Origin of the sequence: Sinosporangium siamense (genome assembly GCF_016863435.1) — a bacterium.
Lineage (GTDB): Bacteria > Actinomycetota > Actinomycetes > Streptosporangiales > Streptosporangiaceae > Sinosporangium > Sinosporangium siamense.
Map to the genome: position 1 here is coordinate 107,416 of NZ_BOOW01000013.1, position 24,050 is coordinate 131,465.

23 protein-coding genes are annotated in these 24,050 nt (G+C 69.0%); 14 read left to right on the forward strand and 9 right to left on the reverse strand.

Annotation, left to right across the window (positions count from 1 at the left end; all coding sequences use genetic code 11):
• From glgX to Ssi02_RS11150, 3 genes are all read right to left on the reverse strand, one after another.
• Positions 1-2,124 (reverse strand): glycogen debranching protein GlgX, encoded by a 2,124-nt coding sequence (gene glgX, locus Ssi02_RS11140; protein WP_204024705.1) that lies wholly within the window; start codon positions 2,122-2,124, stop codon positions 1-3.
• Between the two features lie 203 nt (positions 2,125-2,327).
• Positions 2,328-2,756: an OsmC family protein gene (locus Ssi02_RS11145; protein ID WP_204024532.1), complete on the reverse strand. Its 429-nt coding sequence runs from the start codon at positions 2,754-2,756 to the stop codon at positions 2,328-2,330.
• 59 nt (positions 2,757-2,815) lie between these two features.
• A complete protein-coding gene (locus tag Ssi02_RS11150; protein ID WP_204024533.1) occupies positions 2,816-4,441 on the reverse strand; it encodes an isovaleryl-CoA dehydrogenase in 1,626 nt (541 codons plus the stop codon).
• A 106-nt stretch (positions 4,442-4,547) separates the two neighbouring features.
• On the opposite strand from Ssi02_RS11150, the gene Ssi02_RS11155 reads away from it, so the two are divergent.
• Together Ssi02_RS11155 and Ssi02_RS11160 are read left to right on the forward strand one after the other, a co-directional pair.
• Entirely contained in the window at positions 4,548-5,243 is a 696-nt protein-coding gene (locus tag Ssi02_RS11155) for a DUF1707 SHOCT-like domain-containing protein (protein ID WP_204024535.1), read from the forward strand.
• A gap of 246 nt (positions 5,244-5,489) precedes the next feature.
• Positions 5,490-6,488: a coiled-coil domain-containing protein gene (locus Ssi02_RS11160; RefSeq protein ID WP_239128798.1), complete on the forward strand. Its 999-nt coding sequence runs from the start codon at positions 5,490-5,492 to the stop codon at positions 6,486-6,488.
• Positions 6,489-6,663: 175 nt separating this feature from the next.
• Here the strand turns inward: Ssi02_RS11160 and glyA are convergent, their stop codons facing one another.
• Entirely contained in the window at positions 6,664-7,911 is a 1,248-nt protein-coding gene (gene glyA, locus Ssi02_RS11165) for a serine hydroxymethyltransferase (protein WP_239128799.1), read from the reverse strand.
• 109 nt (positions 7,912-8,020) lie between these two features.
• Complete coding sequence (locus Ssi02_RS11170; protein ID WP_239128800.1) at positions 8,021-8,998, reverse strand: YihY/virulence factor BrkB family protein; 978 nt, start codon at positions 8,996-8,998, stop codon at positions 8,021-8,023.
• Positions 8,999-9,415: 417 nt separating this feature from the next.
• Between Ssi02_RS11170 and Ssi02_RS11175 the strand changes: the two genes are divergently transcribed.
• The 5 genes from Ssi02_RS11175 (at position 9,416) to Ssi02_RS11190 (ending at position 14,457) form a co-directional block, all read left to right on the forward strand.
• The gene (locus Ssi02_RS11175; RefSeq protein ID WP_204024541.1) at positions 9,416-11,098 is read left to right on the forward strand and encodes a nitrite/sulfite reductase; all 1,683 of its coding nucleotides are present in this window, start codon (positions 9,416-9,418) and stop codon (positions 11,096-11,098) included.
• Positions 11,095-11,238, forward strand: coding sequence for a DpnI domain-containing protein (locus tag Ssi02_RS38640; protein WP_239128801.1), 144 nt, complete (start codon positions 11,095-11,097; stop codon positions 11,236-11,238). Before Ssi02_RS11175 ends, Ssi02_RS38640 begins: the two co-directional genes overlap by 4 nt.
• A 2-nt stretch (positions 11,239-11,240) precedes the next feature.
• Positions 11,241-11,963: a phosphoadenylyl-sulfate reductase gene (locus tag Ssi02_RS11180; RefSeq protein WP_373870116.1), complete on the forward strand. Its 723-nt coding sequence runs from the start codon at positions 11,241-11,243 to the stop codon at positions 11,961-11,963.
• Positions 11,964-12,226: 263 nt separating this feature from the next.
• On the forward strand, positions 12,227-12,961 hold the full coding sequence (locus tag Ssi02_RS11185; protein ID WP_204024545.1) for a sirohydrochlorin chelatase: 735 nt from the start codon (positions 12,227-12,229) through the stop codon (positions 12,959-12,961).
• A gap of 83 nt (positions 12,962-13,044) precedes the next feature.
• Positions 13,045-14,457 carry an APC family permease gene (locus tag Ssi02_RS11190; RefSeq protein ID WP_204024547.1) on the forward strand — a complete coding sequence of 471 codons (1,413 nt, stop codon included), beginning with the start codon at positions 13,045-13,047 and terminating at the stop codon, positions 14,455-14,457.
• 56 nt (positions 14,458-14,513) lie between these two features.
• Here the strand turns inward: Ssi02_RS11190 and Ssi02_RS11195 are convergent, their stop codons facing one another.
• The gene (locus Ssi02_RS11195) at positions 14,514-14,675 is read right to left on the reverse strand and encodes a hypothetical protein (protein WP_204024548.1); all 162 of its coding nucleotides are present in this window, start codon (positions 14,673-14,675) and stop codon (positions 14,514-14,516) included.
• A gap of 31 nt (positions 14,676-14,706) precedes the next feature.
• On the opposite strand from Ssi02_RS11195, the gene Ssi02_RS11200 reads away from it, so the two are divergent.
• A complete protein-coding gene (locus Ssi02_RS11200) occupies positions 14,707-15,894 on the forward strand; it encodes a MarP family serine protease (protein WP_204024550.1) in 1,188 nt (395 codons plus the stop codon).
• A gap of 129 nt (positions 15,895-16,023) precedes the next feature.
• Here Ssi02_RS11200 and Ssi02_RS11205 read toward each other — a convergent pair whose 3' ends face one another.
• Both Ssi02_RS11205 and Ssi02_RS11210 read right to left on the reverse strand, forming a co-directional pair.
• Positions 16,024-16,509, reverse strand: a complete 486-nt coding sequence (locus tag Ssi02_RS11205; RefSeq protein ID WP_204024552.1) for a hypothetical protein — start codon at positions 16,507-16,509, stop codon at positions 16,024-16,026.
• Between the two features lie 52 nt (positions 16,510-16,561).
• Positions 16,562-16,783, reverse strand: coding sequence for a LuxR C-terminal-related transcriptional regulator (locus Ssi02_RS11210; RefSeq protein ID WP_204024553.1), 222 nt, complete (start codon positions 16,781-16,783; stop codon positions 16,562-16,564).
• 80 nt (positions 16,784-16,863) lie between these two features.
• On the opposite strand from Ssi02_RS11210, the gene Ssi02_RS11215 reads away from it, so the two are divergent.
• From Ssi02_RS11215 to Ssi02_RS11240, 6 genes are all read left to right on the forward strand, one after another.
• Positions 16,864-17,475 carry a TetR/AcrR family transcriptional regulator gene (locus tag Ssi02_RS11215; protein ID WP_204024556.1) on the forward strand — a complete coding sequence of 204 codons (612 nt, stop codon included), beginning with the start codon at positions 16,864-16,866 and terminating at the stop codon, positions 17,473-17,475.
• On the forward strand, positions 17,472-18,965 hold the full coding sequence (locus Ssi02_RS11220) for an AMP-binding protein (protein ID WP_204024558.1): 1,494 nt from the start codon (positions 17,472-17,474) through the stop codon (positions 18,963-18,965). The genes Ssi02_RS11215 and Ssi02_RS11220 overlap by 4 nt, the downstream gene beginning before the upstream one ends.
• A complete protein-coding gene (locus Ssi02_RS11225) occupies positions 18,958-19,737 on the forward strand; it encodes an enoyl-CoA hydratase/isomerase family protein (RefSeq protein ID WP_204024560.1) in 780 nt (259 codons plus the stop codon). Before Ssi02_RS11220 ends, Ssi02_RS11225 begins: the two co-directional genes overlap by 8 nt.
• Positions 19,738-19,773: 36 nt before the next feature.
• Positions 19,774-21,120, forward strand: a complete 1,347-nt coding sequence (locus Ssi02_RS11230) for an amino acid permease (protein ID WP_204024562.1) — start codon at positions 19,774-19,776, stop codon at positions 21,118-21,120.
• Positions 21,120-22,202, forward strand: coding sequence for a serine hydrolase domain-containing protein (locus Ssi02_RS11235; protein ID WP_204024564.1), 1,083 nt, complete (start codon positions 21,120-21,122; stop codon positions 22,200-22,202). The genes Ssi02_RS11230 and Ssi02_RS11235 overlap by 1 nt, the downstream gene beginning before the upstream one ends.
• 91 nt (positions 22,203-22,293) lie before the next feature.
• A complete protein-coding gene (locus tag Ssi02_RS11240; RefSeq protein WP_204024565.1) occupies positions 22,294-22,656 on the forward strand; it encodes a nuclear transport factor 2 family protein in 363 nt (120 codons plus the stop codon).
• A gap of 443 nt (positions 22,657-23,099) precedes the next feature.
• Here the strand turns inward: Ssi02_RS11240 and Ssi02_RS11245 are convergent, their stop codons facing one another.
• Positions 23,100-23,933: a helix-turn-helix domain-containing protein gene (locus tag Ssi02_RS11245; RefSeq protein WP_204024566.1), complete on the reverse strand. Its 834-nt coding sequence runs from the start codon at positions 23,931-23,933 to the stop codon at positions 23,100-23,102.
• Between the last annotated feature and the right edge of the window lie 117 nt (positions 23,934-24,050).

Consider the following 24,050-nt stretch of genomic DNA (forward strand, 5'->3'; position numbering starts at 1 on the left):
TCAGGAAGGGCGGGGCTGGCGGAAAAGCTGGATCGAGCGGCCGACGACCGGCACCGCGCTCTCCGGGGGAAGGGGCGGGCCGGGGGACTCCCGCAGGGGCTCCGTCTCGTCCGCCGTGTCCATCACCGGGTGCCACGTGCCGCCGAACGCCCCGCCCGGCAGCGTGAAGGTCATGTCCTCGTGGTGCGCGTTGATCAGCATGAGGAAGGAGTCGTCGACGATGCGCTCACCTCGGGGGCCGAGCTCGGTGATGGCTTCGCCGTTCAGATAGACCGTGAGCGACTTGGCGTAGCCGGTCTGCCAGTCGGCGGCCGACATCTCCTCCCCGTGCGGGGTGAGCCACACGAGGTCGCCCTTGCCGTCGCCGGGCATGCGGCCCCGGAAGAAGCGCCGCCGCTGGAAGACGGGGTGCCGGCTGCGCAGCCTCACCAGGGAGCGCACGAAGGTCAGCAGCTCGGACTCGGACTCGGCGAGCGTCCAGTCGAGCCACGAGACCTCGTTGTCCTGGCAGTAGGCGTTGTTGTTGCCGCCCTGGGTGCGGCCGAACTCGTCGCCCGAGAGCATCATCGGCACCCCCTGGGACAGGAACAGCGTGGTCAGCAGGTTGCGCCGCTGCCTCCCGCGCAGGCGGACGATCTCGGGGTCGTCGGTGGGGCCCTCCACCCCGCAGTTCCACGAGCGGTTGTCGTCGGTGCCGTCGCGGTTGTCCTCGCCGTTGGCCTCGTTGTGCTTGCTGTCGTAGGACACGAGGTCGGTGAGCGTGAAGCCGTCGTGGCAGGTGACGAAGTTGATGGAGGCCACCGGGCGGCGGCCGGACAACGCGTAGAGGTCCTGGGAGCCGGTGAGCCGTGAGGCGAACTCGGGCAGCGCGGAGTGACTGCCTCGCCAGAAGTCGCGCACGGTGTCGCGATATTTGCCGTTCCACTCGGTCCACAGCGGCGGGAAGTTGCCCACCTGGTAGCCGCCCGGGCCGACGTCCCACGGCTCGGCGATCAGCTTGACCTGGGAGATCACCGGGTCCTGCTGGATCAGGTCGAAGAACGCCGACAGCCGGTCCACGTCGTGCAACTCCCTGGCCAGCGCGGCGGCGAGGTCGAAGCGGAAGCCGTCGACGTGCATCTCCAGCACCCAGTAACGCAGGGAGTCCATGATGAGCTGGAGCGCATGCGGCGAACGCGCGTTGAGCGAGTTGCCGCACCCGGTGTAGTCGAGGTGGTAGCGGCGGTCGCCGTCGTGCAGGCGGTAGTAGGACGCGTTGTCGATGCCGCGGAAGGCCAGTGTCGGCCCCATGTGGTCACCCTCGGCGGTGTGGTTGTAGACCACGTCGAGGATCACCTCGATGCCCGCCTCGTGCAGGGCGCGCACCATCGCCTTGAACTCCTGCACCTGCTCGCCGCGCTGCCCAGTCGCGGCATAGGCGTTGTGCGGCGCGAGGTAGGCGATCGTGTTGTAACCCCAGTAGTTGGTCAACCCGCGCGCCACGAGCGCGTGCTCGGGCACGAACTGGTGCACCGGCATCAGCTCGATCGCGGTCACCCCGAGGCTCGACAGGTGCTCGATCACGGCGGGGTGGGCGAGCCCGGCGTAGGTGCCGCGCTGGGCCTCCGGCACCGCCGGGTGGCGCATGGTGAGGCCGCGCACGTGGGCCTCATAGATCACCGTCTGGTGGTAGGGCGTGCGGGGCGGACGGTCGGTGCCCCAGTCGAAGAACGGATTGACCACGACGTTCTTCGGCATGAACGGCGCGCTGTCGTCGGAGTTGAGCTTGTCGGGATCGGTGAAGCGGTAGGAGAACAGCGCCTCGTTCCACTCGGCCTCGCCCTCGACCGCCTTGGCGTAAGGGTCGAGCAGGAGTTTGGCGGGGTTGCACCGCAGCCCCCGCCTCGGCTCGAAGGGGCCGTGCACGCGATAGCCGTATCTCTGCCCCGGCAGGACACCCGGCAGATAACCATGCCAGACGAAACCATCCACCTCGGGCAGGACGATGCGCTCTTCCGCCCCGGAGCCGGAGAACAGGCACAACTCAACCCGATCCGCGACCTCGGAGAACACCGAGAAACCGGTGCCGACGCCATCCCACGTCGCCCCGAGCGGATAAGACTCTCCCGGCCAGACTTCTCGCATGTGCATCCATTGTCCTCGCCCGGACCCGCCCGCGCGGCCAATCCTCGCGAGACACGCCCGTGCTTCTCAGGCAGACATGCCCGCGAGGGCGCGAGGATCAACCGCGTCGGCGCGTGTCCTCGGCGGGCAGTCCGCGCGTGGCGCGCCCGTGCCCGGGCCGGTCCGCCTGTGGCGGTCGCGACGCCCGGGCACGGCGCGGCGGATCAGCTGAGCAGCTCGGCCTGCAGCGTGATGGTGGTGCCGGCCAGCGCCTTGGAGACGGGGCAGTTGGCCTTGGCGCCCTCGGCGGCGGCCTGGAAGTCCTCGGCGGAGATGCCGGGGACGTGCGCCTTGACCGAGATCACGATGCCGGTGATGCCCTCACCCGGCTGGAAGGTCACGTCGGCGCGGGTCTCGACGGCCTGCGGCGGCGTGCCCGCCTGGGCCAGGCCGTGGGACAGGGCCATCGAGAAGCAGGACGAGTGGGCGGCGGCGATGAGCTCCTCGGGGCTCGTCTTGCCGCCCGCCTGCTCGGCGCGGGAGGGCCACGAGACGTCGAAGGTGCCGACGCCCGAGGAGTCCAAGGACACCGTCCCGGAGCCGTCCAGCAGCGCGCCCTTCCACTGGGTCGTCGCGGTGCGGGTGGTCGCCATATGAGTTCTCCCTAGTCGATCGCATGCATGCACGGGCTTCCCCGCGCGTCTGTCCGAGCCTATTGCCCCGGCACCGCCCGCCCGATCACCACGTCGAGATTCAGTCCGCGCGGCAGCATGCCGTAGGCTCCGCCGCGCTGTTCGCCCAGGCGGGAGGCACAGAACGCGTCGGCGACGGCTGCCGGGGCGAAGCGGACAAGCAGGGCGCCTTGCAGGGTCAGGGTGGCGAGTTCGGCTATGCCGCGTGCCCGGAATTCAGCCTCTTCGGGGTCGCTGAGCGTTTTGCGGAGGCGTTCTGCGGCTTCGTCGAGCCGGCGGTCGGCGCCGGCGGCGAGGGCGATCTCATCGTGAAGCGCCTCGACACTGTCGGCCTCGCGGGTCACGGCCCGCAGGAGGTCGAGAGCGGAGACGTTGCCCGACCCCTCCCAGATGCCGTTAAGCGGAGATTCCCGGAAAAGCCGCGGCATCTGCGACTCCTCCACGTAGCCATTGCCGCCGAGGCACTCGAGTGCCTCGGCGGCGTGCCCCGGCGCACGCTTGCACACGTAGTACTTTCCGGCGGCCAATGCCGTACGGCGGAGGGCCGCCTCGGCCGTGTCCCCGCGGCCGGCCCGGTCCGTCGCCCCGGCCAGCCGCATCGCCAGGGCCGTGGCGGCCTCCGACTCCAGGGCCAGGTCGGCCAGGACGTTGCGCATGAGCGGCTGGTCGATGAGCTTGGCGCCGAAGGCGGCGCGGTGGCGCGCGTGATGGACGGCCCGGGTGACCCCGGCGCGCATGCCGGCGGCCGAGCCGATCAGGCAGTCGAGGCGGGTGAGGTTGACCATCTCCAGGATGGTGCGCACTCCTCGGCCCTCCTCGCCGACGAGGAAGGCGACGGCACGGTCGTACTCGACCTCGGCCGAGGCGTTGGAACGGTTGCCCAGCTTGTCCTTCAAGCGCATCAGCCGCATCGTGTTGCGCGAGCCGTCGGGCAACACCCGGGGCAGCAGGAAGCAGGACAGACCCCCTGGAGCCTGGGCGAGCACCAGGAAGACATCGCACATGGGGGCGGAGTTAAACCACTTGTGGCCGGTGAGGAGGTAGGAGCCGTCGCCGAGAGGTTCGGCGGCGGTCGTGTTGGCGCGGACGTCCGATCCGCCCTGCTTCTCGGTCATGGCCATGCCGGCCAGCACACCCCGCTTGGCGTCGCGGGGCCGCAGCCCGGGGTCGTAGGCGGCGGCGGTGAGCGCGGGTTCCCACACGGCGGCGAGCTCGGGGGAGTGGCGGAGCGCGGCGATCGAGGCGTAGGTCATGGAAACGGGGCAGCCGTGGCCCGCCTCCACCTGCGACCACACGAAGAACTTCGCGGCCCGCGCCACATGCGCCCCTGGCTCCTCGCTCACCCAGGGGAGGGCGGCGAGGCCGCGCTCCACCGCCGTTCTCATCAGGTGGTGCCACGCCGGATGGAACTCGACCTCGTCGAGGCGGTTGCCGTACCGGTCGTGGGTGCGCAGAACGGGCGGATGCTCGTTGGCCAGCCGCCCCCATTCGGCGGCCTCCTCGGTGCCTGCCAGCACCCCAAGGGCGTGCAGGTCGCCGAGGGCGGAGGCGGCTCCCTCCCGCCCGACGGCCTCCAGCAGCGCCGGGTCCGCGGCCAGATCGTGTCCGGTCGCCGGAGGGACCTGGTTGAGGACTTCATGGGTCACGGAGGCCTCCAAAATCGCGTTCGGTTTCGCTCTACCACCTTCTCATTAGCCGCGATTCCTCCCTACGGAGGAGCATGTCCGGCCAATAGCGGGATAAGTTCTAGGAGTGAATGATTCTGGGCGAATCCGTGCCTCGGACGCTGAGCGCGAGGCCGTCGTTGAACGTCTCCGCGAGGCATCGGTGGAAGGCCGCCTGACCCTCGCGGAGCTGACCGAACGCACCGAGGCCGCCTACACCGCCCACACTTACGCCGAACTCGCAGTGATCACCTCGGACCTGCCCGCCGCGGGCACCGGCCCGGCCCCGCTCGCCACGCGGCCGGAGAACGGTGAGCGTAAGCGCAGGTGGTTCGTCGCGATCATGGGGGACACCAAGCGGCGCGGCAAGTGGCGTGTCGACCAGGAGATCGGCGCGGTCGCCGTCATGGGCGACGTCACCCTCGACCTGCGCCAGGCCGAGGTGCGCGGCAGCCAGATCGACATCCGCGCCACCGCGGTCATGGGCGACGTGAAGATCATCGTCCCGGACGGCGTCGAGATCGACCTTGAGGGCGTCGCCATCATGGGCGACAAGAAGGTCAAGGTCGAGGAGGCCGCCCCCGGCGTCAACGCACCGGTGATCAGGGTCCAGGCTTACGCGGTGATGGGCGACGTCAAGATCATTGGCGACTCGCACGCGGATCCGGTGAAGATCGAGTGGTCGGCGTGGCGGGAGAAGTGGCGGGAAGTCCGCCGCGAACTCCTCGGCGAAGACCTCCCGCCGAGGCAGGTCCACGGACACAAGCCTCGCCACTGGAGCTAGTACAGCAAACGCGACATTGGCCACATCAGTCGCAATCTCCGAGGGAGAATTCCCTTTCCACCTGAGCGAGCCGGGAATTTAGGCCAAACTGACCAGGTCAGGCACTTGCCTGCAAGGGCGACGAAGGTCGCCGGACCGGATGAACGCGGATAGCCCCTCCTATCTACGGCTACTATCGTTCGTCGGAGTCAGGAGTCAGGTGTGTTCGGCCTGGAGCCCCGCTGTGCCCAGGGGGAGGAGAACTGCGTGGTGGCTGCGTCCCAGGTCGCCCGTTGGCATGGAATGACACGGGTCCTGGCGGTGTCCCTCGTCGCCACCACCGTGATGGTAGGCGCACCAGGAGCGGTGCACGCCAAGCCCAAGCCCAGCGTCAAACAGCTCCGGCAAGAGCTCAAGCAGCTCCAGAAGGAGTCCGACGGCTACATCGGGAAGTATTACGAAGGCCGCAGGAAACTGCAGAAGGCCGAGAAGGACGAGCGGGCCGCCCGCGAAGATCTCAAGACCTCCCAGGCGCGATTCGACAACGCGGCCAAGCAGCTGCGCCTCATCGCCGCCGAACGCTACCGCTCAGGCGGCTTCGAACCGACCGCCGCCATCATCGGAGGCACCGACCCGGCTGCCATGCTGGGCCAGCTCGCGCTCACCGAACAGCTCATGCTGGAGCAGAACGCCCGGCTCAGCGGCTTCACCGAAGTGCGCGACAACCACAAACGCGCCCAGCTCGCCGCCACCGACCGCGCCAGGGAACTGCGAACCTCCCTTGACGAGCTCGAAACGCAGCGCAAGGACGCCGTGAAGGTCATCGAGCAGATCAAGGACAAGATCGACCTCCTGCACACCGCCCCCGGCGCCCGCGGCGACGGCACCTTCGTGCCCCAGCTCCCCGGCGGATCCGACAACATCACCCCGCGCATGCGCCTGGTCAGAAACCTCATCGTGGAACGCTTCGGCGTGCCGTACGGCGTGGGCTGCTATCGCTCGATCAGAGACGGCGGCGAACACCCTCTCGGCCGCGCCTGCGACTTCATGCTCAGCCGAGGCGGCGCCATGCCGGGCGCCACCGAAACCCAGCGCGGTCACGACATCTCCAACTGGGTGGTCAAGAACGCCAAGCGGCTCGGCATCATGTACGTCATCTTCCGGCAGCGCATCTGGCACGTACGCACCGGCAGCTGGCGCACCATGTCCGACCGCGGCGGCGCCACAGCCAACCACTACGACCACCCGCACATCTCGGTGTATTAGCTCGATGCCTGGCGTAGCGCTCGCAGGACAGCGTTGTGGGCGTGATGTGTGCCGGCGGGGGCCGGGGTAGTGCGGGGGCGGATCTCGTTGATCAGAATGTTCCAGGTGGGCCTAGGAGGGCGTCAAAAAGCCGGCGGCGCGGGTCAAGCCCGCGCCGCCGTACAACGAACGAAGATCAGAGCCCAGGCGTCGGGAAGCCCGCCGTCAGCTCGCTGACCTCGCTGTGCACGCGGGTGATCACGTCCTCGGCGTCGCCCTTGGCGAGGGCCGTGACGACCTCGTCCATCCAGGCGCCGATCTGGCGCATCTCCGCCTCGCCCATGCCCCGGCTGGTGACCGACGGGGTGCCGATGCGGATGCCCGACGGGTCGAAGGGCTTGCGCGGGTCGTAAGGCACCGAGTTGTAGTTGGTCTCCAGCCCGGCCCGGTCGAGGGCCTGGGCGGCCGGCTTGCCGGCGACGCCCTTGGAGGTGAGGTCGATGAGGATCAGGTGGTTGTCGGTGCCGCCGGAGACCAGGTCGAAGCCGCGGGCGAGCAGCTCGTCGGCGAGGGCCTTGGCGTTGGCGACCACCTGGTGGGCGTAGGCCTTGAACTCGTCGGTCGAGGCTTCCTTGAGGGCCACGGCGATGGCGGCGGTGGTGTGGTTGTGCGGGCCGCCCTGGAGGCCGGGGAAGACGGCCTTGTTGAGGGCCGTGGCGTGCTCGTCGGCGGTGGCCATGAGCATGGCGCCGCGCGGGCCGCGCAGGGTCTTGTGGGTGGTGGTGGAGATCACGTCGGCGTGGCCGACGGGTGAGGGGTGGGCGCCGCCGGCGACGAGGCCCGCGATGTGGGCGATGTCGGCCGCGAGCACGGCGCCGACCTCACGGGCGATCTCGGCGAACGCCGGGAAGTCGATCGTGCGCGGGATGGCGGTGCCGCCGCAGAAGATCAGCTTGGGGCGGTGCTCCAGCGCGAGGGCCCGCACCTCGTCGAAGTCGATGCGGCCGGTGTCCTGGCGCACGCTGTAGCGCACCGGGTTGAACCACTTGCCGGTGGCGGACACGGACCAGCCGTGCGTGAGGTGGCCGCCGAAGGGCAGCCCCATGCCGAGCACGGTGTCACCGGGGTTGAGGAACGCGAGGTAGATCGCCAGGTTGGCGGGCGAGCCGGAGTAGGGCTGCACGTTGGCGTGGTTGACGCCGAACAGCGCCTTGGCCCGCTCGACCGCGATGGTCTCGACCTGGTCGATGACCTGCTGCCCCTCGTAGTAACGCTTGCCGGCGTAACCCTCGGAGTATTTGTTGGTGAGCACCGTGCCGGTGGCCTCGAGGACCGCCTTGGAGACATAGTTCTCCGAAGGGATCAACTTGACAGTGTCGGCCTGCCGGCGCTCTTCGGCGGCGATGAGACCGGCGATCTCGGGATCTACATGAGCGAGGCTCATAACCCCTCCTTGAGTGGACATCGTCGAATTGCCATGCGGAGGCCCAGGCGCCCGAACTCCGCACATCGCTCCCCGGTGGTGTGCCCCACCCCAACGCGCCGGTCGCGTCCTAGACGATAGCGGACCCGCGACCTGCGCGGGTCGTGCCCTCCGCCGGCCAGAGCCGGTCCACCTCGGCGTTGAGGGTCGCCCCGATGAGTACGGCGAGAGCCGTGATGTAGAGCCAGAGCAACACGGCCACCGGCGCGGCGAGCGAGCCGTACACCGACAGGGGGCTGAACCACGCGGCCAGCACCGCCCGCAGCACGGCCGCGCACACGATCCATATGAACAGGGCCAGCAGCGCCCCCGGCATCTCCCGCCACCACCGCGTCCGCACGGGCACGCTCACGTGGTAGAGCAGCGTCAGGAAGAGCACCGACCCCACGATCACCACGGGCCAGTAGAGCATGCTCACCAGCCCCGCCTGCTGCGGCAGCGCCGCCTGGAGCAGCGTCGGCCCCACCACCAGCACCGGCATCACGATGATCCCGATGAGCAGCGACACGAGGTAGAGCCCGAAGGACATGAGCCGGGTGCGGATGATCCCGCGCTCCTCGCCGAGTCCGTAGGCCACCGAGATCAGGTCGACGTAGACGAACAGCGCCCGCGACCCCGACCACAGCGACAACACGAATCCCAGTGAGATCAGCGACACCGTGCCCTGGTCCACGCCTCTTAAGACGTCGTCGATGAGCGGCGTGACGACACGGTCGACCGCGTTCTCGGTGAAGAGCAGGTGGGCCTGCTGCTCGACCCAGGAGCGGATGTCCACCACCGTGGACGGGCCGAGCACGGTGCTGAGGTGGGCCAGGACGCCGACGAGGCCGAGCACGAAAGGGGGCAGGGACAGCAGAGCGAAGAAGGCCGCCTCGCCGGCGAGCCCGGTGACGCGATAGGTGATGCCCGCCATGGTGGTCGAGCGCACAAGCGCCCAGGCGTCGGTGCCCTTGATCCAGGTCAGCCCCGCTCTGGTGCGCGTGACGGCCCAGCGACGGCCGCGTCTGGCGCGGCCGGTCCGCTGTGGCGGGGCTTCGGTGGACGTCATAACACCTAACGGTATTGCCACACCTCCCATCCCCGCGCCTATCAGCAATTTTTTCCTGTTTTGCGGAGAAGATGGCGTTGCTGAGGGGACGGATGAGGCGGCTGATGCGTCACTGATCTCAGCGGACGCGTCCGAAGTGTGGACCCGACATTGGACATTCAGGATGGGGCAGGTATGGTTTTGGACATGCCTGCGGACCCGATGCTCGTCGTGCGACGTCACGTCGACTTTCTACGTGTCCGCAGTGCCATCTGTCGCGACGCCCGTTGAACCCCGCACCTGACTGTTGCCAGCAGGGCGCGCGACAGGCGTCTTGATCCTCACCTCCAAGACCCCCGGACTCAACGATGAGACGGGCGGTCGCCTGTGCCGCGCGTCCGTGACGCCGAATCCCTGTGAAGACGTAAGGACGCGCACATGACGACCCCGGCCAGGCCAGCCAGCCGGCACCACAAGCGCCCCAAGGGCGAAGGCCAGTGGGCCCTCGGCTATCGCGAGCCGCTTAACAAAAACGAAGAGAACAAGAAGAACGACGACGGGCTCAACGTCCGTCAGCGGATCATCGACATCTATTCCAAGGGCGGGTTCGACTCGATCGATCCCTCCGACCTACGCGGCCGTTTCCGATGGTTCGGTCTCTACACCCAGCGCCGCCCCGGCATCGACGGCGGCAAGACCGCCATCCTGGAGCCGGAGGAGCTGGACGACCGTTATTTCATGCTCCGCGTGCGCATCGACGGCGGCCAGCTCAGCCTTGAGCAGCTCCGGGTGATCGCCGACATCTCCAACAAGTACGGCAGGGGCACCGCCGACGTCACCGACCGGCAGAACATCCAGCTCCACTGGATCGAGGTCGAGTCCGTGCCCGCGATCTGGGAGGCCCTGGAGGCGGTAGGCCTGTCGACCACCGAGGCCTGCGGCGACACGCCGCGTGTGATCCTCGGGTGTCCGCTGGCCGGCATCGACGCCGAGGAGACGATCGACGGCACCAAGCCGATCGAGCAGATCTTCGAGCGCTACATCGGCGACGCCGCCTTCTCCAACCTGCCGCGCAAGTTCAAGGCCGCGGTCAGCGGCTGCACCGCCCACTGCACCGTCCACGAGATCAACGACGTGGCGTTCGTGGGCGTGGTGAACGAGGCAGGGGAGCGCGGCTACGACATCTGGGTGGGCGGCGGCCTGTCGACCAACCCGATGTTCGCCAAGCGACTTGGCGCGTTCGTCTCCGAGGAGCGTGTGCCCGAGGTCTACGCGGGCGTCTGCGGCGTCTTCCGCGACTACGGCTACCGCCGGCTCCGCCACCGGGCCAGGATCAAGTTCCTGGTCAACGACTGGGGCGCGGAGAGGTTCCGCGAGGTCCTGGAGAAGGAATACCTCGGCTACGCCCTGCCCGACGGCCCGGCCCCCGAGGCCCCGCGCGGCGGCAGGCGCGACCACGTCGGCGTGCACCCGCAGCGCGACGGCAACTTCTACGTCGGGTTCGCGCCGAAGGTGGGCCGGCTCGACGGCGACAAGCTCCACCTGATCGCCGACATCGCCGAGCGGCACGGGTCCGGGCGGGTGCGCACCACCGTCGAGCAGAAGATGGTCATCCTGGACGTCGCCCCCGACCAGGTGGACAGCATCGTCGCCGACCTGGAGGCCGCGGACCTCCAGGTCAACCCCTCGACGTTCCGCCGCCAGACGATGGCCTGCACCGGCATCGAATACTGCAAGCTGGCCATCGTCGAGACCAAGGGCCTGGCGGGCAAGCTCATCGACGAGCTCGAGCAGCGCCTGCCCGACTTCAAGGACCCGCTGACCATCAACGTCAACGGCTGCCCCAACTCCTGCGCGCGCATCCAGGTCGCCGACATCGGCCTCAAGGGCCAGCTGGTCGTCAACGACAAGGGCGAGCAGGTGGAGGGCTTCCAGATCCACCTCGGCGGCTCGGTCGGCCTCAATCCCGTCTTCGGCCGCAAGGTCCGCGGGCTCAAGGCCACCGCCGATGAACTGCCCGACTATGTGGAGAGGGTGCTGAAGAACTTCGAGGCCCAGAAGAACGAGGGTGAGACCTTCGCCGCCTGGGTCGCCCGCGCCGACGACGCGGATCTGAAATGACCGAGAGAGCCGTTCCCTTCCATTGCCCGTATTGCGGTGACGAAGACCTCGAACCCTATGAGACCGACGGCGGGTGGTACTGCAGGTCGTGCGCCCGCGCCTTCAAGCTGAAGTTCCTCGGGATCGGAGTACGAAGTTGAGCATGGTGGACATCGAACTCGGCCTCAGGCAGCAGCGCGGCACCCTGGACCTCCAGGACATCGTCACCTCCGCCGCCGTCTTCCTGGAAGAGGCCTCGGCCCGAGAGATCATCCGCTGGGCCGCGGCCACCTTCGGCGACCGGATGTGCATCACCGCCTCGATGAGCGACGCACTGCTCATCGACCTGGTGAGCCGGGTTAAGCCGGGCATTGACACTCTTTTCATCGACACGGGCTATCACTTTCCCGAGACCATCGGCACCCGCGACGCGGTGCGCCAGGTCTACGACGTCAACGTGATCGACGTGAAGCCGTCCCGGACCGTGGCCGAGCAGGAGCGGGATCTCGGCCCCCGGCTGTTCGGTCGCAACCCCGATTTGTGCTGCTATTTGCGTAAAGTGGAGCCTTTGAACCGGGCGTTGGAGCCGTACCTCGCGTGGATCTCCGGCATCCGCCGCGACGAGGCGGTCACCCGGGCGGGCATCAAGGTCGTCGAGTGGGACGCCAAACGGCAGATGGTGAAGGTCAACCCCATCGCCCGCTGGACCCAGGAGGACGTCGACAACTACATCGCCGACAACGGTGTGCTGATCAACCCGCTGCACTACGACAACTATCCGTCGATCGGCTGCGCCCCCTGCACCCGGCAGGTCGCACCCGGCGAGGACCCGCGCAGCGGGCGCTGGGCGGGCCTGGGCAAGACCGAGTGCGGTTTGCACGTCTGACACCCCTTCCCGGCCGGCGCCCCGTGCGCCGGCCGGGCCCGGGGTACGGCAAAGGCCCGGCAGGCCGGTCGCCTCGCACGCCGCCGGTGCCCGGAGACGCGACACCCGCCGGTCATCGAAACGCAACACCGCCGACATCGGCCCGGCCGATAGTGGCACAGCCGACAGTGGCCCAGCGCCGATCCGGGTCATCCGTACGGCTCATGCCGTACGCCCCGACGCACACCGCCGCGCCCGCTCCCGAGAACGGCCCAAGACACGACATGACACGACACAACACACCGCTGATCGCCGTCGCGCACGGCTCGCGTGACCCGCGTGCCGCCACGACGGTCGAAGCCCTGCTCAGACGTGTGCGCCGGGCCCGCCCCGGCCTCGCCGTACGCGCCGCCTATCTCGACCACAGCGTGCCCACCCTCGGGCAGGCCCTCAAAGGGCTGGACGAGGCGGTGGTCCTGCCCCTCCTCCTGACCGCCGCCTTCCACAGCAAGGTCGACATTCCCACCGCGCTCCACGAGGCGGAGCTCGGCACCCCGCTGCGCCGCGTGCACTACGGACCCACCCTCGGCCCCCACCCGCTGCTTGTGCGGGCCTTGGAGCGCCGTCTGGAGGAGGCCGGGGTGCTCGTCGGCGACCCGAGCACGGCGGTCGTGCTCGTCTCGGCAGGTTCCAGCGACCCCGCCGCCAACGCGACCATCGCCGCCATGGCCCGCGACTGGTCCGCCGAGCGCGGCTGGTGGTCGGTCACCCCGGCCTACGCCTCCGCCGCCTCCCCCTCCCCCGAACAGGAGGTGACCCGCCTGCTGCGCTCCGGCGCGCCCCGGGTGGTCGTCGCGCCCTATCTGCTCGCACCCGGATATTTCTCCGACAAGGTACGGCGGGCCACCCTGGCCGCCGGGGCCACCTCGGTGGCCGACGTGCTCGGCGACGCTCCCGAGGTCGCCGCCGTCCTCCTGGAGAGGCATCACCAGGCACTCCCGGTTCTCGCTCCTCGCTGAAAGCGGCACGTCGCGATTGACGCGAGGTCCGCCGGGGACGACCTTTGACGTGACCGCCCGGTCGACGCCGAGGGAGGTGCCGGTTGGCCACGCCGACCTCGGACGTCCCCGGCGGAAATCTGCGCCGGGAGTTCACTTTCGCCTCGACGTTCTCCTTGGCGTTCGCGTTCATCTCGCCGATCATCGCCCTCTACGCGATCTACGCCCTCGGCCTGAGAACCGCCGGGCCGCCGTTTTGGTGGGCCTTCCTCGCGGTTTTCGCGGGACAACTGCTGGTCGCGACGGTCCTGGCGGAGCTGGCCAGCCGATGGCCGGTCGAGGGCGGCCTGCTCCAGTGGTCGCACCGCCTCGTCGGCCCGCGCTACGGCTGGGCCACCGGATGGGTCTACATCTGGACGCTGACCACCCTGGCGGTCGCCACGGCCTACGCGTGCAGCGCCTTCGCCGCCCGCCTGCTCGGCCTCGGCGAGCCGCCGGTCGCCGTCCGCCTCGCCCTGGCGCTCGCCGTCGTCGCGTTGTCCACGCTGCCCAACCTGGTGGGCCCGCGGGCCCTCAAGGTGTTCGTGCTGGTCGCCCTCGCCTGCGAGGCGATCGGCTCGCTGGTGCTCGGCACGGTCCTGCTGGTGTTCCACCGCGCCAACGACCTGTCCGTCCTGTTCGGCGGCTCGGCGGGCGACTTCTCGGCCGGGGCCTTCGTCGGCGCCGTCGCGATCGTGGGCTGGGCGTTCATCGGTTTCGAGAGCGCCGCCGACGTGGCCGAGGAGGTCAGAGAGCCCGAGCGCGCCGTCCCGAAGGCGCTCGTGCGCTCCCTGGTGCTCGTCGCGCTGACCGTCATGTACGCCGGGCTGGCCCTCATCCTCGCCACCCCCGACCTCGGCGCCGTCACGGCGGGCGGCGTCCCCGACCCCATCTCCCACACCGTCGCCGCCACCCTCGGCCCCGCCGCCGTGCCCGTGGTCATGCTGGTCGTGTGCACCGGCTTCATCGCCGGCATGGCCGCCATCGGCGCCGCCGTCTCACGCGTCGTCTACGCCCTCGCCCGCGACCGCGAGCTCCCCTTCTCCCGCGGCCTCGGCGTCCTGTCCGCTGCCCAGGCCATCCCCCGCAACGCCGTACTCGCCTGCTCGGCCCTGGCCGCCGCCCTGCTCGTCCTGACGGTGTCCGCCGGCCTCTACGACACCCTCATCGCGATGTCCACGGGCGGCTTCTACCTGGCCTTCGCCCTGCCGGTCCTGGCCCTCCTCGCCCACCGCCGTCGCGGCGGGTGGCACGGCGGGCCGTGGCGCCTGCCGTCCGTGCTCTCCGCCACGGTGAACGTGCTCGCGGGCCTCTGGCTGGTGGCCGAACTCGTGAACATCGTGTGGCCACGCGACACGGGGGCACCCTGGTATGTCCAGTGGGGTAGCCCGCTCATGTTCGGGGCCGTCGCCGTACTCGGCGTGGTGACCCACCGCGCGCGGCGATGGGAGCGCCTCAACGGACGGGCGCCACTTTGACCGGCGTGAGTCACAGGTTCTCAAGTATCGACACCGCTTAGGGGCTGTCACAGCCATCAGCCGAACACGAACTCGAACTCGGATTCAGGGGATGTGCCCTGGAGTGCGGGCATCTCCTCCGGCCGGTCATGCAGACGTTCCACGACGAAGATCGTCGGTGGTCCGGGGGAGGGGACGGGGGCGTGGTTGGGAGGGTGTCCTTCGACGAAGAAGTGCACAGCACCCTGATCGGCTGGCTACGGTTAAGGCGTGCGTGGCGACCTTCTGGACATCATCCTGATCGTATTGATGGTCATTTTCGGCGTGTCCGGCTACCGTCGAGGCTTCATCATCGGCGTCCTGAGCTTCATCGGGTTCGTGGGCGCGGGTTTCCTCGGCATCGCCATCGCCCCGTCGATCGCCGAGTCCCTGGTCGCCGGTGAGACCGAGCAGGCTCTGCTGGCGCTCGTCATCGTCTTCCTGAGCGCCATGATCGGCCAGTTCGCCTTCTCCACGATCGGTGCCGTCGTGCGCAGCCACGTCACCTGGGAGCCGGCCAAAGTGGCCGACGCCGTCGGGGGCACCTTGACGAGCGCGGCGTCGGTGCTGGTGATCGCGTGGATGATGGGGTCGCTACTCAGATATTTCCCCTACCCGGTGCTCAGCCAGCAGGTCAACGGCTCCCTGCTGTTGTCGACGGTGGACCAGGCGCTGCCGCCGTCGGCGAGGAGGTGGCAGGAGCCCTTCCGGGACCTGATGGATCGCTCCGGCTTCCCGACCGTCTTCAGCGCGATAGGGCCCAGCCCGATCGTCGAGGTCCCCCCGCCCGACCAGAGTGTGCTTAAGTCCGGTCTGCTTCAGCGGGCGCGCAAGGGCGTCGTCAAGGTCCAGGGGCGCGCCCCCTCGTGCAACAAGCAGATCGAGGGCACCGGCTTCGTCTACGCGCCGGACCGGGTCATGACCAACGCCCACGTCCTCGCGGGCGTGACGCAGGGCCTCACCGTGAGCGACCACGAGGGACGCGTCCACCAGGCCCGCGTCGTGCTCTTCAACCCCAACCGCGACATCGCGGTGCTCCATGTCCCCAACCTCAACCTGCCGAGCCTCCGCTTCCACGGGACCGCCTCCAAGGGCGACGACGCGCTCATCGTCGGCTACCCCCGCGGCGAGGGCTTCAAGGCGCGCCCGGCCCGCATCCGCAACAAACTCAAGGCCGAGGGCGGCGACATCTACGGCAGGGACGCCGTCCGCGAGACCTACGCCATCCGAGGTGTGGTGCAACCGGGCAACTCCGGCGGCCCGCTCCTCACTCCCGACGGCCGTGTCTACGGCGTGATCTTCGCCGCGGCCACCGACGACGACGAGACCGGCTTCGTCCTCACCGCCTCGGAGGTCCGCGCCGACGCTCAGGTCGGATCCACAGCCACCAAGCCCGTCAGCACCCAGGTGTGCGACTGAACCGGTAGCACCTCGCTCTTCCGCCGCAATGGCGAGGATCGATGTCCACGAGGCAACTCATTGTACGGCCGCGATGTCTGCGGCATGCAGGGCACATCTGTCCTCGGCAGGCTGACGCAGAGCCGATCCCTACAGCCGAACGATAGCCGTCCGGACGGGGTCGAGGTGTAGTTCGTAAGGCCCGAAGCAGTCGGCCGCGAGGGTCGCGACCGGAGCTCCGCAGGGACACGCCCGGTTGAGTCCCTGGTCACCGGCCGGCCCGCAGCACCCACCGCTGTTCTCCCAGTCGGGCAGGGGCTGAAGGCCGGGGGCGTCCCCGGGGTGTATCAGCACTGTGTCCTGGACGCCCGCCGAGATGACGAAGCCCTCTTCGCGGGAGACCAGAGGCCCGCGGGACTGGGCCGGCTTCGGGTTCTCCTGATCGTCCTGCACGACGTAGGGAGGTCCCCAGGGCTCCGGGTCGATCGCGTAGCAGCCCTGCGGGACAGTGGAAGGCGCTCGGCGGCTTTCCTTGTCCCGGTCCTGATCGTCGCCTGAGACGGCAGGGATCGCGGCAAGCTCGGCCAGGTCCGGAGTGATCGCGGTGCCGCACTTGGAGCAAAGGAAGACGGTCATCTTTTCGTTGTAGTGCTCAGGGCTGCCGGTTCGCTGGTCGGGGCACGGGTGTTCAAGCGGTTTCGTGTCCGCGTAGATAGTGCAGGACTGCCAGGACGCGGCGGTTGTGGTGGGTGGAGGGTGGGAGGTCGAGGCGGTCGAAGAGGGTGGAGATGCGTTTTTCCACGGCGGCGGGGGTGAGGTGGAGGCACTCGGCGATGGAGGTGTTGGAGCGGCCCTCGGCCATGAGGACAAGGATCTCACGCTGGGCGGCGGTCAGTCGGCGCATGTCCATACTGCTCCCTAGGTAGGGAAAACCCGAGAGTTCTCCCTGTTCTCTTGCCACATTCTGACCGGTCAGAATAAATACTGTCCATGCGGACAAGCGAGAAGGCCTCCCTCATCGAGGAGATCCGCCGCCGGCAGATCGTGACGAGCGCGATCGAGACCATCGCCGGCAGCGGCTTCAATCAGGCGTCGCTCACGGAGATCGCCAGGAACGCCGGCGTCAGCAAGGGCGTGATCGGCTACCACTTCGAGGGCAAGGACGAACTGATCCAGCAAGTGGTCACCACCCTGCTGCGGGAGTCGAACGATTACATCAAGGAGCGGGTTCGGGCCCAGGAGAAGGCGGCCGATCAGCTCAGGGTCTACATCGAGGCCAGCTTCGCCTTCATGGGCGAGAACCGTGCGAACTTCGTCGCGTTGGTCGACATCTGGGGCAGCTTCGGGAGTGTGGCGGCCAAGCGGGCGTTCAACGCGACGGCGTATGAGCCATGCCGGCGCCACCTGTCGGGCATTCTCCGGGCAGGGCAGGAGAAGGGGGAGTTCCGGGACTTTCCCGTGGAGACGGTGGCGACCATGCTCCAGGGGGCCGTCGACGGGGTGATGCTCCAATGGGTGTTCGACGAGCGGGCCGTCGACCTGGCGGCGTGCGCGGCCGAGTTGACGGCGATGTTCGACCGCGCCACGGCGGTCGAGCCGTGAGCCTTGGCCACCTGCTCCGCGAGCGGGCGGAGGCGGCGGGTCACCGTACTCTGCTGCGTTTTCCCGGAGTGGCGGAGTTGACCGTGGCCGACGCCGATCTCCGGTCGAACCGGCTGGCCAACGGCCTGGCCAGGCTCGGCGTCGGGAAGGGCGACCGGGTCGTGGTCATGCTGGCGAACGGGCTCGGCTTTCCCCTGCTGTGGTTCGCGCTCGCCAAGCTGGGTGCCGTGATCGTGCCGGTCAACGCGGGCTACCGGCGCGACGACCTGCGCCACGTGCTCACGGACTCGGGCGCGGGGGTGGCCGTGGCGGGCACGCCGGAGGCGGCCCGCCTGCTGCGCGACGCGGGCGGCGTGCGTGCGGTGGTCATGCTCGACGCCGCCACCGGCGACCCCCGCGACGGGGAGTACGGCACAGCCATCGACATCTCGGACCCGCACTTCGAACTCGGCGACGTCGGGCCGGGTGACCTGCTCAACCTGCAATACACCTCCGGCACCACCGGGTTCCCCAAGGGGTGCATGCTGACCCACGGCTACTGGCTGCGGCTGGCCGGGGCGGCGGCGGACCTCATGGAGGTGCGTGAGGACGACGTCGACATGACGGCTCAGCCGTATTCCTATATGGACCCGCAGTGGAACACCGTGCTGTGCCTGATGGCGGGGATTCCGCTGGTGGTGCTGCCGCGCTTTTCCGCCTCGGGGTTCTGGGGCTCGGTGCGTGAACATGGGGTGACGTTCTTCTACGTGCTCGGCACGATGCCGGTCTACCTGCTCAAGCAGCCGGCCGATCCGGTGCTGGACCGGGCGCACCGGGTGCGGGCCGTGTTGTGCTCCGGCATCGCCCCGGGCATCCACCGCGCCTTGGAGGAGCGCTGGGGTGCGCCGTGGCGTGAGGCATATGGCAGCACGGAGACCGGGGTGGACCTCTTCGTCCCGCTGGAGGACGCCGGCAGCGTCGGGTCGGGGCTGATGGGGCGGCCGGTGCCGGGGAAACGGGTGGAGATCCGGGACGGCGAGATGGTGGTCAAGGGCGAGCCGATGATGCTCGGCTACTGGAACCGGCCACCGGTGTTCGACGACGGCTGGTTCCACACCGGCGACCTGGTGGAACGTGCCGCGAACGGCTACTTCCGCCTGGTCGGCCGGACCAAGGACATGATCCGCCGCGGTGGCGAGAACATCGCCGCCGCCGAGGTCGAGGCGGTGCTCACCGGCCACCCGTCGGTGCTGGCGGCGGCGGTGGTGCCCGTGCCGGACGAGTTACGCGGCGAGGAGGTGCTGGCCTACCTGCGGACGCGGGAGCCGGTCGAACCCGGCGAGGTGGTGAAGTACGTCGCGGACCGGTTGGCGAAGTTCAAGGTGCCGAGGTTTGTCGTCTTCGTCGACGACTTCCCGATGACTCCCTCGGAGCGCATCGCCAAGCATGCGCTGACCACCGCCGGTGCTCATGTGTATGACGCGGTGAAGGGCGAGTGGGTTCGTGGGTGATCTCGTTGTGGAACGTTCCGGGCGGGTCGGCGTGGTGCGGTTCGACCGGCCGGCCAAGCTCAACGCCTTCACCTCGGCCATGCTGGCCGACCTCGCCGCGGCGCTCGCCGAGCTCGCGAACGACCCTCGCACGTCGGCACTCGTGCTGACGGGCACGGGCAGGGCCTTCTCGGCCGGCATCGACCTCGCCGAGGTCGCGGCCGACCTGGCGGGCGGCGACCCGGCGGCGCAGCGGGCCAGGGTCGCCGCGTTGCAAGACCTCACCCGCACCCTGTCGGTCTATCCGAAGCCGGTGATTTCCGCCGTCAACGGGCTGGCGGTGGGGGTCGGCGCGGAGCTCGCCATCGCCAGTGATCTGCGCATCGCCGCGGAGAGTGCGTCGTTCGCCTTTATGGAGGCGCGGCGCGGCCTGTTCCCCACCAATGGTGTTCTCTACTATCTTCCCCGGCTTGTCGGGCACGGCAGGGCGATGGACCTGCTGCTGTCCGGCGACCCTCTCACCGCGGCGGACGCCCTGACGGCGGGCCTGGTCAGCCGCGTGTTGCCGGAGGGCGATCTGCTGGCTCACGCCGTACACCTCGGCGAGACGATCGCCGGGGCCGCGCCGATCTCCGTCGACCTCATCCGGCGGGCGGCGCGCCGGGTCTGGGAGATGGATCTGGCGCAGGTCCTGGAGACGGAGACCGAGGGCATGCTCGCCTGCCTCGGCAGCACCGACCTGGTCGAGGGCGTCACCGCCTTCGCCGCCCGCCGCACCCCCGATTTCGACTGAGACCTCCCACGCTGACACACCCCCCAAGGAGCCACCATGCGTGTTCAGCCTGCCCGAAAACTCAGGCACGACCTTTCCCGCCGGCATATGCGCATGATCGGCATCGGCGGCATCATCGGCGCCGGGCTGTTCGTCAGCAGCGGCTCGGTCATCGCCTCGGCCGGTCCCGCGTCGATCGTCGCCTACGCGGCCGGTGGCCTGCTCGTCATCCTCGTCATGCGGATGCTCGGGGAGATGGCCGCCGCTCATCCCGCTTCCGGATCGTTCTCGGAATATGCCCGGATGGCCTTCGGGCGGGCGGCCGGGTTCATGACCGGCTGGACCTACTGGTATTTCGCGGTGTTCGTCATCGCCTTCGAGGCGGTGGCGGGAGCGCAGCTGGCGCGGGTGTTCGTGCCGGAGTTGCCGGTATGGCTCGGGGCGCTCATCCTGCTGGCCGTACTGACGGGGGCCAACCTCGTCTCGGTGCGGCTGTTCGGGGAGACCGAGTTCTGGCTGGCCTCGATCAAGGTCGGCTTGATCGTGGGGTTCCTGGTGGCCGGGGCGGTGTTCGCGGCCGGGCTGTGGCCGGGCGGGGGCGGCGTCGAGGCCCTGTGGGTGCACGGCGGATTCGCGCCGCACGGGTGGGGTGCGGTGCTCCAAGCCCTTGTGATGGTGATATTTGCCTACTTCGGGGCGGGGATCGTGACGATCGCTGCGGCGGAGTCGGCGGAGCCGGCCAGGGAAGTGGCCCGCGCGACCGTCTCCGTCGTGTGGCGGGTGCTGGTGTTCTACGTCGGCTCCATCTTCGTGATCGTCGCCGTCGTGCCGTGGAACCAGGTGCCGGCCGACGGCCAGGGCAGCCCCTTCGCGACCGCCTTCGACCGGCTCGGCATCCCCGGAGCGGCGACGCTGATGAACCTCGTGGTGCTGGTGGCCGTCGTGTCGATCCTCAACGCCGGTGTGTACGGCTCGTCGCGCATGCTGATGGCCCTCGCCGCCCGGGGCGAGGCACCCGCCGTGCTCGGCCGCGTCGCCCCCTCAGGCGTGCCCGTGCCGGCGGTGCTCGCCGGTGCCTCCGTCGGAGTGGTCGCCGTGGTGCTCGCGGTGCTGTTCCCCGGCGAGGTCTTCGGCTTCCTGCTCAACGCCTCCGGGCTGCTCACCCTCCTGCTCTATCTCGTCATCGCGGCCAGCCAGCTCAAACTGCGGCGCACACTCCCCCAGGACGGCGAGGTGCGCATGTGGGGGCATCCCTGGCTGAGCGCCGCCGTCATCGTGGTGCTGCTCGCGGCCCTGGCCGCCGTGGTCACCTCCCCCGGCACCCTGCCCATCATCGCCGGAGTCGCCACCGTGCTCGCCCTCACGTATGCGGCCTACCTGGTCGCCTTCCGAAAGGACATCTGATGTTCACACGCATCGCGGCGCTCCTCGCCGCCTGCGTCACCGCGCTTCACATCCTCACGGCGCCCGCGTCGGCTTCGCCGTACGGCTTGCGCTGCCTGATCGACACCTGGGCGGCACGGCCGGAGATCCCCGGTGTGTCCCTGGAGGTGCGCGGCCTCGGAGTGCGGTTCCGGGAGGCCGCCGGGCTGTTCGCGGAGAATGGCAGGCGGCTGCGGCCGACTGACGCCTTCCGGACGGCGAGCGTAACCAAATCGATCACCGCTGCGACGCTTTTGCGCCTGGCCGAGCAGCGCAAAGTACGACTGGACGCCCCAGTGTCCACCTATCTCGACATGGCGAAAGTGCCGAACGGCGCGGACATGACGGTGCGGCAGCTACTCGACCACACGGCGGGGCTCTACGACTATGTGACCGACCCGGCCTGGCGCGAGGCCGTCATCGCCGACCCGCAACGCACATGGACCCCGGACGAGCTGCTGGAGTGGGGCCTCACCAGGGGCCGGCCGTATTTCAAACCCGGCGAGGGCTACCACTACTCCGACACCGGCTATATCCTCGCGGGTCGCGTCATCGAGAAGGTGTACGGCAAAGCCCTCCATCACGCCTACCGCGACCTGGTGTTCCGCCCGCTTGGCATGCGTGACACCTACCTGGAGCACTGGGAGCGGCCCCGGGCGCCGAGGCCGCTCTCGCACGCCTACTTCGGCGAGATCGACACGCGAGACTGGAACCCCACGTTCGACACGTTCGGCGGGGGTGGGCTGGTCTCCACGTCGGCCGACCTCACCCGCTTCGCCCGCGGCCTGTTCGAGGGCCGGCTGTTCGGCCACGCCGACACGCTGCCCACCATGCTCAAGGCCACTCCGCAGAGCGGCGGCAGGTATTCCCTGGGGCTGGTCAAGACGCGGCTTGGCGGTGAGGAGGCTTGGGGGCATAGCGGGTTCTTCGGGGCGTTCTTCCTTTACGTCCCCGCCCAGGGACTGTCCATCGCCGGCACCGTCAACCAGAGCGACGCCGATCAGGGCGAGCTCGTGACCCAGGCTTATGGGCACGTGGCGGGGACTCTCTCCTGCCCTCGGTAGAGCGGGAAACCCACCTTTTTGATGATTTCGCGTTGTTCTTGGGTGCGTATCGTCGCTAGCAGTGATCCCGATCATGCGAGGAAGGGTCTGAATGACCGATGATGCGGCGCGGCGCGTCTTCCAGGTAGTCGACACGTTCGACCCCGACCGGTTCGTGCTGCTCCTGGCCGAAAACGCCACGCTGACGTTCGGCAACGCCAAACCGGTGACAGGGCGTCAGGCGATCGCCGACAGTTTGCGGGCGTTCTTCTCCACGATCGCCGGGCTACGGCACCGCATCGTCCGCAGCTGGGAGGTGGACGCCGACGTCATCGCGGAGACCGAGGTGACCTATCGGCGGCTCGACGGGTCACATGTCAACGTGGTGGCGGTGTCGATCTGGCAGACCGGTGAGGATGGGTTGATCACTGACTATCGGATCTTTGTGGATCTGGCACCCATCTACACGGTCTAGGGGTGTTGTTCGAGGGCAGGCTCCTTCCGACCCACCCGGAGGGGCTTGTCCGCAGTCTCGAACTCCGTCGCCGTTCACTCGGTCGCGGTGCTGGTGTGACTCACCGCCACCACCTGATGTCGGTCCCTGCGTGCGCCGCTGCGGGCCACCATTCCTCATCAGTCAGATCTTGACGATTCAGGCGTTCATCCACGCCAGTGGTCTACCGGAATCCGTGATCAAGATCTACGGGACAGGCCCTAGGCGATGGCAGGATGCCGCTTGCGGCGAACCGGCCAACAAGCGTGTGACCTTTGGCCCGGACCATGCGGGCGTCTCTGCAAGCGGCGCCCGCGCCTTCTACGAACGGGTCGGGTCCACCCTCGCTGAAGCTGCGGACCCCCGGACCGGGAGGCGGTCCCCGCCAGGTTTGCCGGCGAGCCCTTCTCTGAGGGGACGCCGCCTTACGCCGTGCTCAGAATGCCGGCCAGAGCCTCGCGTGAGTGATCGTCGCCCGGGGCCTGGGACAGGATATAGATTCCCTGCTCCGCCACAGGGCGCAGCAGGGAAAAGCTCAGCCTGAGCCGGGAGGACGCCCGCGAAGGGATGGTCACCTCGACCGTGACCGGGGTGAAGTCCTGGACGGCGCGGCAGCGCCACCAGTGGGACACGTCAGGGCGTTGCGTGGTCAGCAGGTGGACGATCTCGGCGGTGCGGGGGTCGTCCGGCACGTGGGCGGTGTTGGCGCGGAACTGTTCGTAGAGGCCGCGGAGCAGGGGTTCCGGCTCGGCCACGGCGGGACGGTCGTCCGCCGGGGTCGCCAGCCACAGCAGGACGTTGCGGTGTTCCTCGGGGATGAGGGCGGGATCGCCCCAGAGCCGGCTGTGGGCGGCGTTGCCGCCCGCGATGTCGAAACGTTCGTTTACGATCGCGGCCGGGGTCGTCGTCCAGCTGTCGACCAGCAGGCGGGTCTCCTGGCCGATGCGTTCGGCGCGGGTGCCGTTCAGCGGCGCCAGGGGGAGGAAGCCCGCCAGCGCCAAGGTGTGGCGGTGAGCCGCGGAGTCCATGCGCAGGACGCGGCACAGTGCGTCGATGACCTGGCGGGTCGTGGTGGCCCGGCCCTGCTCAAGCCACGTGTACCACGCGACGCTGACGCCGGCCAGGGCGGCGACCTCTTCGCGGCGCAGGCCGGGGGTGCGCCGTCGTTCCCCGCCGACGAGGCCGACCTCGGCCGGGGCGACCTGCTCGCGGGCCGCGCGCAGGTGTGCGCCGAGTTCGCGGCGGAGCGAAGAATTCATAGCGTAATCCTATGACTTCGCCCTGTTCGTGCCGGAAGGTGAGAGTCGAACCTCTCACCAAGCTGTGATGAAGGTGTGAGTGGAAGTAACCCCATAAACGGTTATCTGTCGGGATCG

What these genes read in the sequence shown, in the direction of transcription:
- Ssi02_RS11180 (WP_373870116.1), top strand. Translation starts at nt 11,241, where the DNA reads ATGGTGGACATCGAACTCGGCCTCAGGCAGCAGCGCGGCACCCTGGAC.
- Ssi02_RS11245 (WP_204024566.1), bottom strand. Translation starts at nt 23,933, where the DNA reads ATGAATTCTTCGCTCCGCCGCGAACTCGGCGCACACCTGCGCGCGGCC.
- Ssi02_RS11235 (WP_204024564.1), top strand. Translation starts at nt 21,120, where the DNA reads ATGTTCACACGCATCGCGGCGCTCCTCGCCGCCTGCGTCACCGCGCTT.
- Ssi02_RS11185 (WP_204024545.1), top strand. Translation starts at nt 12,227, where the DNA reads ATGACACGACACAACACACCGCTGATCGCCGTCGCGCACGGCTCGCGT.
- glyA (WP_239128799.1), bottom strand. Translation starts at nt 7,911, where the DNA reads ATGAGCCTCGCTCATGTAGATCCCGAGATCGCCGGTCTCATCGCCGCC.
- Ssi02_RS11230 (WP_204024562.1), top strand. Translation starts at nt 19,774, where the DNA reads ATGCGTGTTCAGCCTGCCCGAAAACTCAGGCACGACCTTTCCCGCCGG.
- Ssi02_RS11205 (WP_204024552.1), bottom strand. Translation starts at nt 16,509, where the DNA reads ATGACCGTCTTCCTTTGCTCCAAGTGCGGCACCGCGATCACTCCGGAC.
- Ssi02_RS11210 (WP_204024553.1), bottom strand. Translation starts at nt 16,783, where the DNA reads ATGGACATGCGCCGACTGACCGCCGCCCAGCGTGAGATCCTTGTCCTC.
- Ssi02_RS11240 (WP_204024565.1), top strand. Translation starts at nt 22,294, where the DNA reads ATGACCGATGATGCGGCGCGGCGCGTCTTCCAGGTAGTCGACACGTTC.
- Ssi02_RS11175 (WP_204024541.1), top strand. Translation starts at nt 9,416, where the DNA reads ATGACGACCCCGGCCAGGCCAGCCAGCCGGCACCACAAGCGCCCCAAG.
- Ssi02_RS11215 (WP_204024556.1), top strand. Translation starts at nt 16,864, where the DNA reads ATGCGGACAAGCGAGAAGGCCTCCCTCATCGAGGAGATCCGCCGCCGG.
- Ssi02_RS11145 (WP_204024532.1), bottom strand. Translation starts at nt 2,756, where the DNA reads ATGGCGACCACCCGCACCGCGACGACCCAGTGGAAGGGCGCGCTGCTG.
- glgX (WP_204024705.1), bottom strand. Translation starts at nt 2,124, where the DNA reads ATGCGAGAAGTCTGGCCGGGAGAGTCTTATCCGCTCGGGGCGACGTGG.
- Ssi02_RS38640 (WP_239128801.1), top strand. Translation starts at nt 11,095, where the DNA reads ATGACCGAGAGAGCCGTTCCCTTCCATTGCCCGTATTGCGGTGACGAA.
- Ssi02_RS11170 (WP_239128800.1), bottom strand. Translation starts at nt 8,998, where the DNA reads ATGACGTCCACCGAAGCCCCGCCACAGCGGACCGGCCGCGCCAGACGC.